This window comes from Shewanella sp. SM74 (assembly GCF_025653725.1).
Taxonomy (GTDB): Bacteria; Pseudomonadota; Gammaproteobacteria; order Enterobacterales; family Shewanellaceae; genus Shewanella; species Shewanella oncorhynchi.
The window spans coordinates 21387-40473 of record NZ_JAKKRZ010000023.1; the positions used below are offsets into that span (position 1 = coordinate 21387).

At 43.5% G+C, this 19087-nt stretch carries 18 protein-coding genes; 15 read left to right on the top strand and 3 right to left on the bottom strand.

Annotation, left to right across the window (positions count from 1 at the left end; genetic code table 11):
- Positions 1-2 precede the first annotated feature (2 nt).
- Genes L5M49_RS19240 through L5M49_RS19255 form a run of 4 tightly spaced genes read left to right on the top strand, consistent with a single transcriptional unit; the run spans position 3 to position 4506 of the window.
- Positions 3-2000, top strand: coding sequence for a methyl-accepting chemotaxis protein (locus L5M49_RS19240; protein ID WP_263266666.1), 1998 nt, complete (start codon positions 3-5; stop codon positions 1998-2000).
- Positions 2001-2846, top strand: a complete 846-nt coding sequence (locus L5M49_RS19245) for a CheR family methyltransferase (protein WP_263266667.1) — start codon at positions 2001-2003, stop codon at positions 2844-2846.
- A complete protein-coding gene (gene cheD / locus L5M49_RS19250) occupies positions 2833-3453 on the top strand; it encodes a chemoreceptor glutamine deamidase CheD (RefSeq protein ID WP_105252529.1) in 621 nt (206 codons plus the stop codon). The genes L5M49_RS19245 and cheD overlap by 14 nt, the downstream gene beginning before the upstream one ends.
- A 3-nt stretch (positions 3454-3456) precedes the next feature.
- Complete coding sequence (locus L5M49_RS19255; RefSeq protein WP_263266668.1) at positions 3457-4506, top strand: chemotaxis response regulator protein-glutamate methylesterase; 1050 nt, start codon at positions 3457-3459, stop codon at positions 4504-4506.
- 108 nt (positions 4507-4614) lie between these two features.
- Here the strand turns inward: L5M49_RS19255 and L5M49_RS19260 are convergent, their stop codons facing one another.
- Positions 4615-6249, bottom strand: coding sequence for a diguanylate cyclase (locus L5M49_RS19260; protein WP_028759909.1), 1635 nt, complete (start codon positions 6247-6249; stop codon positions 4615-4617).
- Between the two features lie 391 nt (positions 6250-6640).
- Between L5M49_RS19260 and L5M49_RS19265 the strand changes: the two genes are divergently transcribed.
- From L5M49_RS19265 to L5M49_RS19280, 4 genes are all read left to right on the top strand, one after another.
- Positions 6641-7321 (top strand): class I SAM-dependent methyltransferase, encoded by a 681-nt coding sequence (locus L5M49_RS19265; RefSeq protein ID WP_263266669.1) that lies wholly within the window; start codon positions 6641-6643, stop codon positions 7319-7321.
- Positions 7311-8372 (top strand): HNH endonuclease, encoded by a 1062-nt coding sequence (locus L5M49_RS19270; protein WP_263266670.1) that lies wholly within the window; start codon positions 7311-7313, stop codon positions 8370-8372. Before L5M49_RS19265 ends, L5M49_RS19270 begins: the two co-directional genes overlap by 11 nt.
- 326 nt (positions 8373-8698) lie before the next feature.
- Entirely contained in the window at positions 8699-9127 is a 429-nt protein-coding gene (locus L5M49_RS19275; RefSeq protein ID WP_219252384.1) for a hypothetical protein, read from the top strand.
- Between the two features lie 21 nt (positions 9128-9148).
- Positions 9149-9730 carry a hypothetical protein gene (locus L5M49_RS19280; protein ID WP_263266671.1) on the top strand — a complete coding sequence of 194 codons (582 nt, stop codon included), beginning with the start codon at positions 9149-9151 and terminating at the stop codon, positions 9728-9730.
- Between the two features lie 97 nt (positions 9731-9827).
- Here L5M49_RS19280 and L5M49_RS19285 read toward each other — a convergent pair whose 3' ends face one another.
- Complete coding sequence (locus L5M49_RS19285; protein WP_131524739.1) at positions 9828-11438, bottom strand: ABC-F family ATPase; 1611 nt, start codon at positions 11436-11438, stop codon at positions 9828-9830.
- Between the two features lie 675 nt (positions 11439-12113).
- Here L5M49_RS19285 and L5M49_RS19290 point away from each other — a divergent pair.
- On the top strand, positions 12114-12722 hold the full coding sequence (locus L5M49_RS19290) for a VF530 family DNA-binding protein (RefSeq protein ID WP_263161235.1): 609 nt from the start codon (positions 12114-12116) through the stop codon (positions 12720-12722).
- A gap of 1545 nt (positions 12723-14267) precedes the next feature.
- Positions 14268-14783: a hypothetical protein gene (locus tag L5M49_RS19295; RefSeq protein ID WP_212601509.1), complete on the top strand. Its 516-nt coding sequence runs from the start codon at positions 14268-14270 to the stop codon at positions 14781-14783.
- 229 nt (positions 14784-15012) lie between these two features.
- On the opposite strand, the gene L5M49_RS19300 is transcribed toward L5M49_RS19295, so the two are convergent.
- Positions 15013-15603 (bottom strand): hypothetical protein, encoded by a 591-nt coding sequence (locus L5M49_RS19300; RefSeq protein WP_263266672.1) that lies wholly within the window; start codon positions 15601-15603, stop codon positions 15013-15015.
- Positions 15604-15914: 311 nt separating this feature from the next.
- On the opposite strand from L5M49_RS19300, the gene L5M49_RS19305 reads away from it, so the two are divergent.
- The 5 genes from L5M49_RS19305 to L5M49_RS19325 all read left to right on the top strand — a co-directional run bounded on the left by L5M49_RS19305 (position 15915) and on the right by L5M49_RS19325 (position 18976).
- Positions 15915-16067: a hypothetical protein gene (locus L5M49_RS19305; protein WP_263266673.1), complete on the top strand. Its 153-nt coding sequence runs from the start codon at positions 15915-15917 to the stop codon at positions 16065-16067.
- A gap of 175 nt (positions 16068-16242) precedes the next feature.
- Positions 16243-16401: an EAL domain-containing protein gene (locus L5M49_RS19310; protein WP_263138763.1), complete on the top strand. Its 159-nt coding sequence runs from the start codon at positions 16243-16245 to the stop codon at positions 16399-16401.
- Positions 16402-16650: 249 nt separating this feature from the next.
- A complete protein-coding gene (locus tag L5M49_RS19315; protein WP_263266674.1) occupies positions 16651-17112 on the top strand; it encodes an SMI1/KNR4 family protein in 462 nt (153 codons plus the stop codon).
- A 489-nt stretch (positions 17113-17601) separates the two neighbouring features.
- Positions 17602-18300, top strand: a complete 699-nt coding sequence (locus L5M49_RS19320) for a DUF2931 family protein (RefSeq protein WP_263266675.1) — start codon at positions 17602-17604, stop codon at positions 18298-18300.
- A 478-nt stretch (positions 18301-18778) separates the two neighbouring features.
- On the top strand, positions 18779-18976 hold the full coding sequence (locus tag L5M49_RS19325) for a heavy-metal-associated domain-containing protein (RefSeq protein WP_263199444.1): 198 nt from the start codon (positions 18779-18781) through the stop codon (positions 18974-18976).
- Positions 18977-19087 lie beyond the last annotated feature (111 nt).

The following is a 19087-nucleotide window of genomic DNA, read 5'->3' on the forward strand; positions in this document are numbered from 1 at the left end:
TAATGAGTATCTTCAATTTTTTTGGCAATGATGAGGCGCGGGAGCAAAGGGATGAAGAGCGTCAGCGCTATTTTCAGCTACTTGATAACAGTGGCAACAGCTTTATGATCGCTGACAGTCAGCGCAATATTATTTATGCGAATAAAGCCGTCGTCCGTTTACTGCAAGAGGCAGAGGACGATATTCGTAAAGAGTTACCTCAGTTCTCGGTTGCCAAACTGATCGGCAGTAATATCGACATTTTCCATAAAAATCCTGCACATCAGCGCAATTTATTAGAACGCCTAACCCAATCCCATACCGCGCAAATCACCATAGGCAAACGTACCTTTAGGTTGATTCTGACGCCGATTATCACGGCTGAAAATAAACATTTAGGTACAGGTGTTGAGTGGATAGATCGCACCGAAAGTATCGAAGCCGAGCGAGCAACCCAGCGCATCCTCGAAGCGCTCAATAATACCAGTACCAATGTCATGATAGCCGATGCTAACCGTACGATCATTTATATGAATCGCTCGGTCGAAACTATGTTGCGCCATTCTGAAAGTGAGATCAGACAAGCCTTACCGCATTTTTCCGTGGATAAAATCCTCGGCAGCTCTATGGATATCTTCCACCGCAATCCTGCCCACCAAGCAAGTTTACTCGATAAATTAGACCGTAAATATGAATCGCTTATTAAGGTCGCGAGTTGCCATTTTCGCTTAACCGCCAGCCCCATAGTGTCTAAAGAAGGTGAGCGCTTAGGCACTGTGGTTGAATGGCTCGATCGCACCATTGAAGTCCAAACCGAGCAGGAAATTTCCCGCATAGTCACAGCCGCAGCGGCGGGTGATTTCTCCCTAAGGGCGGAAACAGATGGCAAGCAAGGTTTCTTTTTAATGCTGGCGAACAATTTAAATTCGTTAATTGAAACCTCGGAACGTGGATTGCAAGATGTGGCGCGGGTGCTGATGGCGCTGGCCGATGGCGATTTGACCACTCGCATTTATAACGACTATGAAGGCACCTTTGATGATTTGAAAAATTACTCAAATCAAACTGCTGAAAAGTTATCCTTCATGATCCAAGATATTCAACGAGCCGCGGATACCATCAATACCGCTTCGGCAGAAATAGCTCAAGGCAACGCTGATTTATCCAGCCGCACCGAAGAACAAGCTTCGAGCCTAGAGCAAACCTCGGCCAGCATGGAGGAACTCACAGGTACAGTGAAACTCAATGCGGATAATGCCAGTCAAGCCAATGCCTTAGCCTCTAAAGCGGCTGAAGTCGCTGTGGACGGTGGTGAGCTTATTCAGCAAGTTGTCCAGACCATGGCATCGATTAATGAATCGGCGCGTAAGATTGCCGACATTATTGGTGTTATCGATGGTATTGCTTTCCAAACCAATATCTTAGCGCTTAATGCCGCCGTTGAAGCTGCGCGGGCGGGTGAGCAAGGCCGTGGCTTTGCTGTAGTCGCATCAGAAGTGCGCAGTTTAGCCCAACGCTCGGCCAATGCCGCTAAAGATATCAAGGCATTGATTTCGGATTCGGTGTCTAAAATCGAGAGTGGCAACAGCCTTGTCGGTAAGTCCGGCGATACCATGAAGGAAATCGTCATCGCCATTAAACGGGTGAACGACATCATGGCGGAAATCGCCTCAGCGTCTAATGAGCAGGCAATCGGTATTGATGAGATCAGCAAAGCTGTGGTGCAAATGGATGAAATGACACAGCAGAATGCAGCATTGGTTGAAGAAGCGGCCGCCGCAGCTGAAAGCATGCAATCCCAAGCGCAGCAACTCTCAGACAGTGTCGCCAGTTTTCGCGTGGAAGACGAAGATGAAGCCCCAAGACGCAGCAACGCGAGATTAGCGGCGCCCAAAGCGAAGGCGATGAAGCCCATCAAACAGCAGCTTCAACCTATGGCAAGAGCCAGAGTGACAGAGAAACCTAAAACCAATGCGATGAAGCCCATTAAGCAAGATCAAGATGAATGGGAAGAATTTTAATTGAGTGAAAACAAACCATTGGAACGAGAGTTTGCCTATACCTCGGTGCACTTTAATACCGCGAGGACGACGCTGTACCGCTTAGCGGGGATCAAACTCGCTGATAGCAAGGATGCTATGGTGTATAGCCGTTTAGTGCGGCGGATCAGAACATTGAAATTAGCCGGATTTTCGGCTTATTTTGAGTATCTGTTAAGCCATGAAAATGAACACCAAGAATTTATCAATGCGTTAACCACTAATCAAACGGCATTTTTCAGGGAACCGCATCACTTTGAAGTGTTAAAGCAATATTTAATCGATAACCCAGATACCCGCAGGATCTGGTGTGCGGCCAGTAGCACAGGGGAAGAACCTTACTCGATTGCGATTGTCGTCGCTGAACATTTCAACAGTTTTAAAACGCCTATCGAGATCATTGCTTCCGATATCGACAGCGGCGTGCTTAAAAAGGCTGAAATGGGCATTTATCCTTTAGAGCGTATCGATACTGTCAGCGATATTCGCAAGAAACGGTTTTTTCACCGTGGAAGGGGTTCACAGTTGGGCAATGTGCGCGTTGTGCCCGAATTAAAGCAGATGCTCAAGTTTACCCGCATTAATTTACTCGATTCTTTTTGGCCGCTAAAAACGCCAATCGATGTGATTTTTTGCCGTAATGTAATGATTTATTTCGATAAAGAAACGCAGGAAGTCATATTAAAACACATGATGAACTCCCTTAGCGAGGATGGGCTTTATATTGCGGGACATTCGGAAAATTTTAATATGTTCCCGCAAATCATCACTGCCGTTGGTCAAACAACCTATCGGCCAGTGAAGGGGCTCATGAGTGCTAAAACCTAATATCGAATATGCCATTGCAGAGCCGAATCGCTATCACGATCATCATTTTGGTTGCGATGCGGTAAAAATATTACCCGGTGAGTATTTTGCAACCCGTGAAGATACCATGATAGTGACAGTGTTAGGCTCCTGCGTCTCAGTGTGCTTGTATGATCCTAAGCTCAAAATTGGCGGAATGAATCACTTTTTATTGCCAAGTGACAATAGCAATTGTACTGGGGTGCTCGCCGATTCTGCCCGTTACGGCGTGTATGCCATGGAGTTGTTAATCAACGACTTGCTCAAGCTTGGCGCACAGCGCAACTCACTCGAAGCTAAGGTGTTTGGGGGCGGCAATATGTTACGCAGTTTTACTGTGCACAACATTGGTGAGCGTAATGCTGAGTTTGTGATTGAATACCTCAATCTTGAAAATATCCCTATCGTTGCTGCCGATTTACTCGATGTGTATCCGCGCAAAGTGTATTTTTTTCCCCATTCGGGAAAAGTGAAAGTCCGCAAAATTAAATCCATGCATAACAGCACAATTCTTGACAGGGAAAGTGAGTACCGTTTACGGGTTCGTAATTTACCTTCGGGCGGCGACGTTGAACTATTTGGTGATTAAGTTATGACGATCAAAGTGTTAGTTGTTGACGATTCTGCGCTGATGCGCAGCTTGCTCGGTAAAATGATTGAGGCAGACTCTGAACTGTCTCTGGTTGGGCTCGCTGCTGATGCCTACGAGGCCAAGGATCTGGTGAATCAATTTCGCCCCGATGTGATTACCTTAGACATCGAAATGCCTAAAGTAGATGGTTTAACATTTTTGGACCGCTTGATGAAAGCCAGACCCACTGCGGTAGTGATGATTTCATCGTTAACCGAGCAGGGCGCGGATGCGACCTTTAATGCCTTGGCCTTAGGCGCGGTGGATTTTATCCCTAAACCGAAATTAGACTCGCCCCAAGGTATCCATGATTATCAGGATTTGATTTTAGATAAGATCAAATCTGCCGCGAAAGCCAAAATCATCAAGCCGCAGAAATTTGTTGAGCCAGTACGCCCTGTTTCAAGTAAGCGACCAGTATTGGCCAATACAACCCTGACTCAGCATTTAGTCGCGATAGGCGCATCTACTGGCGGTACTGAAGCCATTCTTTATGTATTACAACATTTACCCGCGGCTATGCCGCCGATAGTGATCACCCAACATATGCCAGCGGGGTTTACCCGCACTTTTGCTGAACGTTTAAATCGACAGTCACGGATCACTGTCAAAGAAGCTGAGCATGGGGAACGACTCTTACCTAGTTATGCCTATGTTGCACCAGGGGATCATCACCTTGAGATCATCAAAGTGGGTGGTAGTTATAAAGTCAAATTAACCCAAGATGAAAAGGTCAGTGGCCACAGACCTTCGGTCGATGTGATGTTTACGGCCTTGGCCCAATGTGCCGCGCCCAATATCAGCGCGATGATTTTAACCGGTATGGGCAAAGATGGCGCCGAAGGCATGGTGGCGCTACACCAAAAAGGCGTCACTACATTTGCCCAAGATGAACAAAGTTGTGTGGTATTTGGCATGCCACGAGAAGCAATAAAGTGCCGTGTAGTAGATTATGTGGTGGAGTTATCGCAGATGCCGAGCAAGCTCATTAACCATTTAAGCTCACTGTGACCGCCCACGCTGAGTGGGATTAAAAAGTAACGAATAGAGCGTGAGTCTCGCAGGAAGAGCATTACGCCGAACTGATTTGTGCGCTGCAGTGGCTCATTCTGTTTAGGGTTAGTCAGTCGTAGAAACCACGAGCTGATTTCTACCTAAACGCTTAGCTTCGTAAAGGTTTTTATCTGCCAGTAACAGGCAATCTTGAAATTCCTCACATTGATCCGAAAAGGCTAAACCGCCGCTGAGCGTCACCTTAAATTCGACGCCATCTTCAACAAATACGATATGGCTAAAGCTTTCACGGATCGCATTCAACTTGGCAATCGCCAGTGGTTTTTGCATATCTGGCAGCACTAACATAAATTCTTCACCACCGTAGCGGCCGGTAAAGTCAGTTTGACGTAAGGATTGTTGTAACAGATGGGCAAATGCCAACAACACCTTATCACCACCGGAATGACCATAAGTATCGTTGACCTTTTTGAAGTGATCTAAATCGAACATAGCGATACAAACTTGAGAGTTAATCCGTTTCGCTACGTTAAAACAGCGTCTCGCAGCCACCAGAATTTGGGTATGATTTAGCAGCCCAGTTAAGCTGTCGCGACTAGCCGAACTGCGAATATCATGACCCCGCTGAGCACGGGAAATCACCTGCGCGACGAATAAACTCGGCGCGGTTTGCTTTGAAATTAAGTCGTCTGATCCCGCTTGTATGATGCTGACTTTATTCTGCATCGTATCATCAGAGCTCAACACGAGAATTGGGCTCGAGGTGTATTTGTCCAATTGACGGATCATCTTTGCCAGCTCAAGCCCGTTCACTTCGGGCATGTACAAATCGAAGATAAACAAATCAGGCTCAAATTGCTCAAGGGCAGGCAAGACTTGCTCGGCACTGGATAACCCTTTTACCATCAAACCATGGCTGCGTAACAAGCTTGAAAAATAATCCACCATAGATTGTTGATCATCCACCAGTAACACCTTAAGCGGCTGTTTCTCTGACATCTTGAGAGATTGATGGATTTTGCGCACCAATAAAGTGGTTTCCGCAGGTTTAACAAAATATTCGCTGACGTTGGCGCGAATGGCCAATAGCCGCATGTCAAAATCTCCCCGCGAGGATAAAACAAACACTCGGGTATTGTTCTTCTCAAACTCAGTGGCGGCTTCGAACAAGGCCTCTTCAGTCCAATCGGGTAGAATTAAATCTAATAAAATCAGATCGAAGGGCGTTTTATTTTGCACTACCAGAAAGCTCGTGAAATTCAAAAAATGCTGCACACTAAAACCGAACTCTCGCAGCTGCTTTGTGATCATAGCGCCGACATTACCATCGTCTTCTATGATGGCAATATGGTGCTCATGGCGCGCCTTTGATGGTTTATAGGGGCTTTGCTGCATTTGCGCCTCTACTACCGGCGCCGACGGTTGGCCGCGCATATTGTTTTGTAACAACTGGTGGAAGAGAGTATCTAAGCCTTTGATAGTAGGCAGTTCGGGGGCTGGCGCATTGAGCAGCCCCTTAAGCAGCAACTCCAGTTTATCGACTATGTGTTTGGTATCTGACAACCCAAAGGTCTCGCTTGACCCTTTTAAGTTATGCACCTCTCGGTACACGGCAGACAGCATGTGTGCGTCCCAATTTTTACGCAATGAAATCCACAAAGTAATGATTTGTTTCTTTTTATCCGGCAGTGCATGTAAAAACTGTCGTTTAAGTTGCTCTAACGAATCTTCAAAACTCATAGGCAATAGATATCCTAAATAATTGAGCCCTAGGTCTTAATCTCTATGTAGACGCTACGCCAAGACGTTAAAACCCGTTCACTCCAACACTGAAATGGAAACTGCTCTGGAGAAGCATGTAACAGATTCAATCAATTGCACTTATCTTTACACTCACTCATAGAGTGTAAACCACTGCGACAAAAACGACGGGGAAATGCTGAGATTGCATAGGTATTGATAAGAATTTTGGGTCGAATAGCCGAAATCAGCACAGTGATCGCGAACAACATAATGCTAAATATTTTATGCAAAACAGCATGATAATGATGACATGTATTTTTTATCAAATACGACTGTGATAAGTTAGCGTCTGTAAAAACAATCACTTGTTGCAAAAGGATCGTTGTCAGTGAGCACTGTGTTTTATAATGACCACGCCGAAATACTCGCGGCACAGTATTTGTCTAAAACCTTTGAAGAAGTGCATTCGAGTTGGTTGCATCATCTTTTGCCTCTACTCACCAAAAATACATTGTCGATATTGGATGTGGGAGCAGGTTCTGGCCGGGATGTGTATTATTTAGCCGAAAAAGCACAGGGCAAAAAGACACAAACTATTGCAGTCGAACCTGCGGTTGTTTTAGCAAAAATGGGGCAGGTGTTAACTCGGGATCTACCCGTGCGTTGGATTGAGGATGGTTTACCTCAGTTGCAAAAAGTGGTTGGCCTAGCGCAACAGTTTGATCTGATTTTACTCAGCGCTGTGTGGATGCATTTATCTTCCTCAGAGCGCCCACTTGCACTAGTAACACTCTCACGCTTACTCAATTCGACTGGACTTTTAGTCATCAGTTTGCGCCATGGCCCAAGCCCCGATGCGCGCGTTATGCACCCAGTCAGTGTCGATGAGCTGCTCACACTGGCTGCAGATTGTCAGCTACAACTTTTAGATTTGAGCCAAGATGAAACCGATAAACTCGGTCGCTCACAAGTGCATTGGCAGACGCTAGTTTTTACATCCAAACTGATGCCAAACGTAAATGCACCTGAAGCAAGCGTTATTATTCAGGAGCGACTGAATGCCGATTGATGCGAGAAGACAAGTTGAATTTATTAGCTATTTACAACGTCTGTTAGTTGAAGGGGATTTCGTTGCAACTTACAAATTTGCCTTACTACATGCGATCGCCGATATCTGTATCGAACGGCCATTAATACTCAATGCCGATCCTGCGCTGAAAACCGCGATCAGTATTGATGATTTGGTAGAGAAGTTTATTGAACTTTACTGGCAACACTCTTTGCCTTTTGGTGCCAATGATGGGTATTTTGTCCTGATCCAAAATAGTGGAAAGCAATCAGCCTTGATCAACAGTTTGATTGAACTACGCCATCAAGGTGTTAACAGTCTATCCCAGTTAAAAGCGCATCTTAGTTATCCAGCTTTATTGCGTAAAACGCGCGGTACGTTTAAAGATGGCCCCTTATGGCGCTTACAAAACTTGTCACGTAATGAAGAATGTTTTCTTTATCCCCATGATAAAACTAAAAATTACATCGAGTTGAATCCGGGTATCGCATTTTGCTTCAGGCGATTTCACGATTTAGTGGTGTCATTGGCTCGTACTCAATGGGTACAAAAAATCGCCGAGTTTCCCGCAAATCAGGTCATTATAGGCAGTAAAGGCAATTTAAGTGAGTTTCTGTTTGGTAGCGACAGACAGACGATCACCTATGCTAGACCTGTACTGCTTGATATCCAAAAAGGCCAATGCTTCTATTGCCAAAAATCATTAAAAGAAACAGGCGAAGTGGATCATTTTATCCCTTGGGCACGATATCCTAATGATTTAGGCCATAATTTTGTCCTCGCACATAGCAGTTGTAATAATCAAAAACGCGATCACCTTGCCGCTCAGCACCATAAAGATAACTGGTATGAGCAAAATATTATCCAGCATGGCCAAACGTTACACTCTGAACTCAGTCGATATTTTGTCTGTGAGAGTGATCGCTCTGAAGCCATTACGACTTGGGCTTATCAGCTAGCAGGACAAAATCGCTCGCCTCTCTGGCTCGATAAAAAGACCTTTGTGCCTTTTAACGCGATAGATAATGACTTATCAAGTACAGCAATTTAGAGCATGCTCACAGTTTTATGGCACTTATTTTTAGCACTCGTCAAGGTCGAGTGACCTTAAAGCAACTGTGCTGCAATTGAATGAGCAACGCTGCCAAGCTAAAGTAATCGATGAACTATTTATATGTTATCTTGGTGGCATTACATTTTATCTTCATTGATTTTGTTACCTGTTGATATTAAAGGTTTACTTCCTGATAAGGTAATTGATTTCAAAGAAAATAAGGAGTATTTGGTGGACATATATGGCGCACTCGTTCAGTGACAACAAGCAGATGAATGCACCATGGAATTTATTGATAATACATGTCTAGTTTTGGAGGTTAGATGATGAAATCGATTTTCTTACTGCCCATATCTGTGCTTGTGCTGATAGGTTGTACAACGCCTAAATCGCCGAGCGAAGTCTATGACGAGTACAATGCTAAGGTACAGCAGGGGATGAGTTATCAAGAGGACAAGGCTTACTATACCCAACGTAAGCAAGCGGATGTCGAGTCTAAGTTCCCACAGTATATGCAGCAGATGAAGCTGTCCCGCGATGAAGTGATCGCATCTTATCTTTCATTTTCAAAAGCCGCTGCCAAGTGCAAAGCACTCACCTTAGTGTCGCAGGTGATAGAAGGGGATACGGCCGTCCTTGAATATGCACAAAAAGATCTCTGTGGTAATGCATCGGAGGCGAATGAAAAACAAAGAATTAGCATGATAAATGAAGGTGGTTGGAAAATTGATGAGCTCCAAATTAGTCTCTAAATCATTTGGAATATCGTATCAATGACAGGATTTTATGAGTTTTTTAGCCTGCCAAACGGAGTTGAGGTTACTTGCCCCCATTGTGCTGGCAGCGCCACTTTTACCTTTGCCCATGTTTTTCGTTTAGAGAAAAAAGATGCGCATTTATTTGAGGGTAGGCAGTTTGAGATCAAGCAGTTTAATCAAAGATTTGCTCATAAATGGACTGGTGTGCTGTTTTTCCCTCCGCTATTGGATGCATCTTGGCGGGAAAAATTGCCAGAAAAATACCAAGGTACTTCGACTTGGGAACATAGGGCAAACAGTGCTTTTACAGATGGTACAGATCTTGGTCTTATTTGTTGTTATCGATGTATGGCAAAACAGAAACATCAACTTGAATGGCCCAATGATGCATTTTATTCCCTTGAGTTTAAAGGTCATTCACTTTGGGCATTTAATAAACAGATGATGCTTCAGATCCGTGATTATATTCAGGTCAAAGATCGCAATGCGGTATTCGAGTCAGAGCCGATAGTCATTCGACATTTGCCGACAATTTTTAAACTGGCTAAAAATCGTGAGATATTGGTTAAAAAAATTAATAAGCTAATGAGTAACTAGTCAGATTTAGCCCAACAAAAAGTCGTCACAGGATAACCAATGACGACTCTTTAATGCGATAACGCTCGGTTAATCGGCGTAAGTTAGTCTAATAACATTACGCGCTTTTTCTCGCTTCCATTTCAGCTTGACTTGAAAGGTACTCATCGAAAGTGCCTTGGAAGTTAATCACTTTTTTATCTTTAATATCAATGATACGTGTTGCGAGTGACGATACAAACTCACGGTCATGACTGACGAATATCAAAGTGCCTTCAAAATCTTTCAACGCATTATTGAGTGCTTCGATGGCTTCCATGTCCATGTGGTTAGTCGGTTCGTCCATGATCAGCACATTGATGTCTTGCATCATTAACTTACCGAATAACAAGCGGTTTTTCTCTCCGCCTGAACAGTTACGGGCTTTCTTGTTCGCGTCATCTTCAGTGAACAACAGACGGCCTAACATGGCGCGTACCATAAGATCGTTGTGCTTAGGTTGGCGCCACTGTGACATCCAATCCATTAATGTGTAGTCATTATCAAATTCGTCACTGCTGTCTTGTGGACAGTAGCCGATTGATGCGTTTTCTGACCACTTGATCACGCCTTTATTATGTTCTAAATCATTGACTAAGCAGCGTAGGAAAGTGGTTTTTCCCACGCCGTTTTCGCCGATAATCGCTAATTTTGCACCGGCTTCGAGGATTAAGTCGCCGCCTTCGAATAGCAGCTCACCATCAAACCCGTGGGCCAAATCTTCGAGGATCAGTGCTTGGCGATGCATTTTCTTGCCGGCATCGAAACGAATAGAAGGGTGAATACGGCTTGATGATTTCACTTCATCAAGCTTGATCTTGTCCATTTTTTTCGCGCGCGAGCTGGCTTGTTTTGCCTTAGATGCGTTGGCACCGAAGCGGTTGACGAAGTCTTGCAGTTCTTCGATTTCAGCACTCTTCTTGGCGTTACCCGATAATAATTGTTCACGGATCAAAGACGATTGTGCAAGGAAGTATTCGTAGTTACCAGGGTAAATGCGCAGTTCGCCGTAATCGATATCGGCCATGTGGGTACATACGGCATTCAAGAAATGCCTATCATGGGAAATAATGATCATGGTGCATTTGCGTTTGTTCAACTCGGCTTCTAACCAGCTAATGGTATGTATGTCCAAGTTGTTGGTTGGTTCGTCGAGCAGCAAAATATCTGGGTTGGCAAATAGTGCTTGTGCCAACAATACCCGCAGTTTCCAACCCGGTGCGACTTGTTGCATTAGTCCGTAATGGAAAGATTCTTCAATACCCGCTTCGAGCAGAATTTCACCGGCGCGGCTTTCGGCGCTGTAGCCATCCATTTCGGCAAATTCACTTTCAAGATCGCCAACGCGCATGCCATCTTCTTCGGTCATATTTGGATTGGCGTAGATTGCATCGCGTTCTTGTTTGACTTTCCACAGGGCAACATCACCCATGATCACCGCATCGATCACACTGTATTGTTCAAACGCGAACTGATCTTGGCTTAGGGTACCGACTTTTAAGCCGGGCGTGATGGACACATTGCCAGAGGTTGGCGCTAACGCTCCGCTGAGGATCTTCATAAAGGTCGATTTGCCACAGCCATTCGCGCCGATCAAACCATAGCGGTGACCATTGCCAAATTTCGCTGAAATGTTTTCAAACAATGGCTCAGGGCCAAACTGCATCGTGATGTTCGCGGTAGAGATCAAAGGAGCTTTCCTAGGTATTTGCTAACGGGGATTGTGACAAACAAGCCTCAAAATGAAACATGCGCTTCACCCACTCTAAGCCAAAACATTAAAGTTGGGATAATAAGGTCGCGGAGTATACAGACTAAGGGCGAAAGATGCGAGCAAGGATGTGATGCGTAGCTATAAATTGAGCCGTTTCAGTTGCGTCTATTTTGAGGTTGACCCAAGGCATCAGCGGATCATAGGTAAAATTTAGAAACGGGTTTGAGCTTGATGCTGAGTTCATACCTGTTAGCGTGATATCGCAGATATGCAGATTAAAACTGTCAGCTACGGCGTATTTTCTTTGCCCTAAAACCGATACCAAACCTCGCTAGCGCAAATAAAAGAAGGCGTTTAGCTTATTTACCGTTATTATTCCCGCAGTTTTGTCGAGCAGCAGATTTTACGGCTAATATTTAATGGCTCAGTTTGGAGGCTTTAGGTCCTTAGGATTTAAGATCTAAGCATCACGAGCAATAAGGCTTAACGCCCTATGCTATTGCTGTAGCAACGTCAGTGGCTTATGACTTCATAACTTAAGTGATTTCTCTAATCGCGAATTTTAGTAGCGAATTTAGTCACTCGTTTAACAACTCAAAACCGTAAACTAATACAGTAAACTCAGCCAATCGGGCTGAACTTGGAATTCCCATGATTGAAGAGCAACAGAACAACCCATTACACGGCCTCAAACTCGAGACAATGATCACTGAGTTAGTCGATTTTTATGGCTGGAAAATTTTATACGCGGCATTAAAGCTAGGTTGCTTTAACACCAACCCGACCATTGAAGCCTGTATTATTTTCCTCAAGAAGACTGAGTGGGCGCGGGAGAAAGTGGAAAACTTTTACCTGTATCGATTCAAACGTATGCCTAAAGCCGTCGGTGAGCAGTTTGATCTTAAGCCACGCGAACGAGGTTTTGCCTCAGGTATCGCGCCGCGTAAACCGATGGAACTCACCATAGAATCTATCGCTAAAATGCAGGCACAAGCCAGCGCCGAGTACGAAGCGGGTAATAAACGTCCTAACTCTGGTTATGGCTCAGGTAAGAGCTTTGGTAGTGGTTCAGGTAAAAGCTCTGGCAAAAAACCTACGGGTGGACGTGGCACCGGCTCTGGATATGGTTCATCGAATAGCAACTCACAGCGTCGCAGCGAACTCCGAAACGAGCCAAGAAACGATTCAAGAATGGCTGAGCGTTCCGGACCAAGCCCATCGACGGATGACAACGATCCGTGGGGCACTAAACGCGGCTAATCCCATGTCTGCCGAATTGAGTGGGTATGGTTTTTCACAGGCGTTAGTTTTACATTCGTGATTTACAGTGACTAGACTCAACTTGCTATTTTCGTACCCGTAAAAAATTAGCTCTGGTATGAGTTAGCTTTTGTAAGAGTCGTTTTGAAGTCATGGCTCTAGTTGTATGATAGAACATCTGATTTATCGCCTGATTTAAAGAGAAGAGGTTAGCTGTTGAATACAGCTAACCTCTTTTTTATGATTAACTATTCACTTTATTGCATTAAGGTGAGAAAAATCTCGGGGATTATAGTTTTAGATTTGCATATCATGTGCATAACCAGTTAATTCATCAATTTGCAATCAGATGGTGCCGGTTGCTCATGTTTACGACCAATACCTGCGCCTTCTCTAACACCTGTGCTTTATATTCTATACCTTTGTTCATCTTAGTCTGCTAAATGCCGAGAGTTAACGTCAAGGTGTTTGACGATACAGCTCCAAGGTAACTATTTGCGCGGTTCGGGATTTTTAACGATGATGTTCTAAAACCTAGCCATGCCACATGCCATTAGTCCGAAATAATTAATCAGGCTGGTGGATAATGCGCTATCACTCTGGCAAAGCGGCGATGTTGTTTTTTTTGCTTAGGCAATTTTGGCTGCTATCCCAAAGTCGTGTGTTAACCGCTGGCATGTTTTGTACGCGGGATCTGAACGAACTTAGGCGTTTTTGGTATAAATATCATTGGCTCACTCTGCCTTGGTTACAATGCTGGCGTTGGCAAGGTGACAAAAAATGGTACTTTTTACTCCGTCTCGATGAAAAAATTTTTTATGCAACAACTTCTTTTATATGCGGTTTAGATTGCCAGCAAGTTTGAAGACCAATCAGCGTCTAATGCTGTTACCCATATTGTCAGCGCCAAGGGCTATTTCAGTCACCACTGATATGCACTGGACCGGCCAATTACCCACTTATTTCGCTGCTGACTTGCTTAAGCTTTAACACTCTCTGAAGATTGGAAAGGGATATAGCGAAGCCTAATGGGCTTAGAGTGCGTAGAAAAACAGCATGAAGATCATTTCTTATATATTCATCAACTATTTCTTTTGAATACTCGAGAGAACGCTCAGTTGTCGTCATTAGTGCAGAAATATGATCTACTCCACCCTATGAATTCCGTTTATTGTGAGTTCATAACTATTTCTCTCAGGTGTGTTGTGGCCAATAAATGTTGGCCATATCTTTAGAAGTTTTTAATATATTTTCATATCCGATATAAGCCATATTAGAATTTATTTATAGCTGACTTATGCCAAAAAAATTAGCTAGTGAATCAGACTTTCCTAGTCTGGCTCATAGGGTAACATCCAGTCATAGATATCAACTAATTACTCTTCAAACGGTATAAAAAACGCTACCGCAAAAAAGCAAATTCCTATAGCATCATTTATACCAATTGACACGGGTGTGGCAGCGGCCAAGTCCGGCAAGCGATTTATGCCCTGAAAACAGCACAGCGCATAAATACTAAGACGTTAGCTTTTTGTAGGGATGACAATGTCAACAACAGCATCATTAAAGTGTAAGTATTGTGGAAAATATAATGAAGTCGACGCGTGTTTTTTTGATGACTTTATGACCAGCAATGAAATTAATCTTTCATTTCATTGCGGAATATGTGGTAAAAATAACATTTATAGCAATCTCACACAGTCAGAACTGGAAGAAATAATTAATCCTTCAAGTGAATTAGAAAGACAGGCGGAATTCTTAGGTATCTCTGCTGCAAAACTTAGTGCATATGTTTATCCTCCGGATGTAATGAAGGAGGCAGATTTAGATAGAAGAAAAATTCGTGGTTTGTCTATAAAAGAGTACCTAAAATCATGTCGTCAGAGCTACCCAAAAAAGGAAGGGCAGAATTGGTGGCTCATTTATCAATTAAAGACATTAGATGCTGTTGTGTTCTTTCGTAGAGATTTTAAGTCATATAGGCTTCTAGATGGGAAAGGTAAATATCTTGAATTTGGAAACATCATAGAATTAGGAGATTACGTACGTGAAAGAATCTAAAAGCACTGCGGGGGCTGGCTGTCTAGGAGCTGTTCACCGTGGTTCTAGACAGTTGCTATGATATTACCAAGTCATCAGAATTGTAATGGTCAATAATCTGTGGGTATTGACACGCACACCAAGAACCTTGCCCAATATGTGTCCCGCATCAATATGCGCCTACAAAGTTGAGGGATGGATATACAAACAAAATTATGCCGAGGATGTTTAATAACCTCTTCGGCATTTATTATTTAAGAGATAGTGGTTTAAAATCAAGAAGGGAACTATCAAACTCCACAGACAACAATTTATCTTTGAAAGCTTCGGATATTATTATATTAAATGCACCACCCCACTCATACAAACGAAAGGCGTCTAAGTTTTCAGGTATTTTGTCCTTATAGACAACTGGTTCAATAAAAAATCGCCCACGCTTTGATTCCCAAACTTCTGGAATGTAACCCAGAGGCCAGCGTTCAATTTTAGAACATTCCCAATCAACACAGTCAATGTAATTAAATACATGCATCAACACATACTTTAAATTGTTATGCCTATTTATAAATGGTATTAATTGGACACCACTAACATTAATATTGTCCGCAAAAAAGACATCCTCATTAAACGCCAACAACCTGGTTCCAACCGAGGCCACCGGAGGTGATTTACCTTCTTTTAAGGTATTGAAATATAAAATACCTTTGAATCCAGATTGAATCGAAGATAGTTTCACATCACTTAATTCATTTCCTTCGCTATCTATAAAAAATGAACTAAGATTTATATAAGTCATCCATTTTTTACTTTCCGAATTTATACCTAATTTATAGTAATTCATTATTTGTTAACCTTCGTCAATATGTCAGTGCCAGCAGTAGTATCATTAAACTAGGATCCTATCTCTAAGCGCGGCGCCACCTTCATTAAAGAAGGGAGATATTTATTAGACTCCTTTGTACAGCCGAATGTGTTTCCCAGCGCTGTTATCAATGTTGCTTTGTCCATAACTGGCAACACGATCCCTGAATCACTCGAGTTTATAAAAAATAAGGTGATAACACTAGATTCTGAAGAGCACAATTTTTCAGTGTTATTAGAAATGTCCCCGCATTTTTCTGGCATTTCTTTTGGATATTTCTGGCCATTTCATTGCCAGCTAGCATCGTCTTACTTACGGGTTCTATCCTATTTGTACTCGATTCAAGAGTTACTCGCCATTCCCTCACCGATGACATTCGCAGTGGAATAGAGAAAGAAGAGTTTTTCTTAGTTTATCAGCCAGTGATGTGCCAAGAACGGTAAAGCTAAGGGAGTCGAGGCATTAGTACGTTGGCAACCCCCGCAAATGGGCTAGTGCGACCTGATTTGTTTATTCCCATTGCCGAAGAGGACAAATTAATTGTTCCATTAACTAACTATATTTTTGAGCGAGCATTAAAAGATTTTACTGATATGAAGGTTGACTCGGGCTTTAGGATTGCGTTCAACGTGGCGCCAGCGCATTGAAAGCTTACGCCAGTTGGGGATTTTAATGGCTATCGATGACTTTGGTACTGGGCAAACAACCTTATCTTTGTTACAAACCATGCCATTGGATTACTTGAAAATCGGTAAGACGTTACTAAAGAATAGCTAATCCGAATCTGGCTAAGAATAGCCAATTATCTAACAAGGTTTTGTCCCAAAGTTAGCTAGTGAATCAGACTTGCCTCCTCTGGTTCACACATAGAATCCTGCCATTTTGCGCGTTGTTTCGGATGGTGCATTTGATAAAAAGATGATAAGTTCTTTTCATACAGATAGTTAACTGTGCGCGTTTTCACTGGTCTAATGAGGTTAACGCGCAGCGCATAAAAACGAAGACGTTAAGCGAAAAGGAAGAATAGTGAAAATCTCGGAATTACAAAAAGAACGAGGCATAGAATTGCCAAGCGATTATCTTGAGTTTGTCGCAGGTATCGACGCTGGCGAAGATTACTGCTTTAACGAATTCCCAGATGAGTACCCAGATTTCGAGGGAAGGTGCTGGGCGTTTTTTGACGAAGAGTTACTTTGTGAAAACATTGAAATGTCAGGAGTAGGCAACGCTCCAGCACATCGACAATTGGAACTATATTTAAAATGCTACCAAGAGTTCTCGAACAGTGAGTTTGTTCATTCATCAGAGGGTAAGCTCCCTATAAACAGAGTAGCCAATGGGTTTGTTGTTGCAGAAGAAAACGGTGATCTATTGTACTTAGACCCAGAAGACAACTTCTCAGTATGGATATTCCATCATGATGGTAGTGATGTTAAAAAGGTATCAAATTCAATGAGCGAGTGGCTGGCTCGTACCACTAACGCTTAACAAGTCGAAACGCTCTGGCTGAAGCATTGCACTAATAAAATGTTAGGTGTCTGAAAATATGAATCGAAATACGTACCACATTATCGTTACATGGAGAGAAGGAGACTCTTCTATTCAGTCATTAAATGAAGATGACTTTGAGTCTATGCGACGAGGCATGATCGATGGGGGATTTAACAATCTTCAAATTGAGTGGTACGAATCAGGCAACTTAAATCTACCAGATCGAGTTTTGGTTTTCGTATATTGGGAAAATCCGGACACCGCGCCGGATTATGAACAGGTGCGTAAATGGGGCAGAGAAATAGCAGAATCGCACCGCATATAGGGCCCTAGGATGCAGATGAAATGAAACGGGGCAAAGCGTATTAATTTAGTGATCTCAGTACACTTGCGCTACAGCGCGGATACCGGGCTAGTCAGTATCCACAATAGAATGGGTGAAAAAGAGGTTAGCAAGATGACGGGTAACCAAAAGGGAGGTTATTAATGCGCTGGATACTATTATTGCTGCTGTTGCCATTGACCACAGCTTGTCAGACTGTTCCAACTGAGCCAAAAAATCTAGAGTGGCGCCATATGGTGGGTTCCAACTCAGATGAACTTTGGGTAACCGAGGTACTCTTTTATCGTCAGGGTAAGTTGGTGGATGCCTCAACCAATGGTTCTGCCGGATTTTTCGGGGCTGAAGGGTTAAAAGAAAAAGACTATCGCTGGAGTATTTCTAAAGGAAGTCACACCACACGGCCGATTCCGGACCAGGTGGAGCTAGAGTGGATTTCATTTCACGACAAGAAGCGCTATCGCATAAGTTTGGCGTTGCCAGCAGAGTTAGAAAGCATAATTGCGCAACCTTATCGCTTCAAAGTGAGGGATGTGTGGCGTGAAGAGCATCGTAGGAATATTGGGCTGGGTATGGCGACCGGAGGTTATGTCGAGGCGTTTATAACCAATGCCAAAGTGAAGCCTGATATCCTGCTGGCTAGGGGGATTGCTAAGGAAATTCAAACCTCGCAAGACAAGGAAAATCCCATCACCAAAGTCTACAAAGTGTGGTTCGACGATTTTGATAAAGCATATCGTGATGCCTATCAACAGTACCCTACACCCAGAGGCATGGCCTGGGCTCCAATCATGGACGCTTACCGCGCTGCACAACCCAAAACAGATACAAACCCCGTGCAATGATGATATCAATGAACAGGATACTCTTACTGCAGCTATTGCCATTGACCATAGCTTGTCACCGGTCCATCTGGGATAAAAATCAAGAGTGACGCCTTATGGTCGGTTCCAATTTGGATGAACTTTGGGTTACCCGCCAAACTGAATAAAAAACTGCTACCGCAACAAAGCCAATTCCTTTAGCGTCATTTATACCAATTGACACGGATGTAGCTACTGGCAAGTCCAAAACGCAATTTATGCCCCTTTATTAGTTACAGGCAATAAGCAGGAAATAACTGTGAAGAGCCTGTTGGCCTACTTTTACTGATCGATAAATAGCAGTCATTGATCGCTTTCGATTCAACATCAATACCAATGCTCACATTGTGCCATTTGGGCGCAACTGGTACTGGGTAACATCACAGAAAATAAGCCTTGACCTTCTCCCTGTAGCAAGGTGCAGAATTTTAGCTGCCCACTTTAGCAAAGGAGATTTACGATGTTAACGTTAAAAATTACTGATATGACCTGCAACCACTGCTTTGGCTTGATCAACCGTGCAATAAAGGAACTGGACGCCGATGCAGTTATAACAGCAGATCTCTCCAGCCGTAGTATCAATGTACAAAGCAGCCAATCGCAAGACGAAATACTCGACGCCCTAGAGGAAATTGGATATCCGGCCAAACCTGAGTAAACCTGTTGCAGTGCAGATAGAAGCTGCAAGTCGCAAAATACCGCCAATTGACAGTGCACCTTAGTGGAGGCTTGAGCTGTGTGCAGTGAAAGTTGCATGTACGGTTCTTAG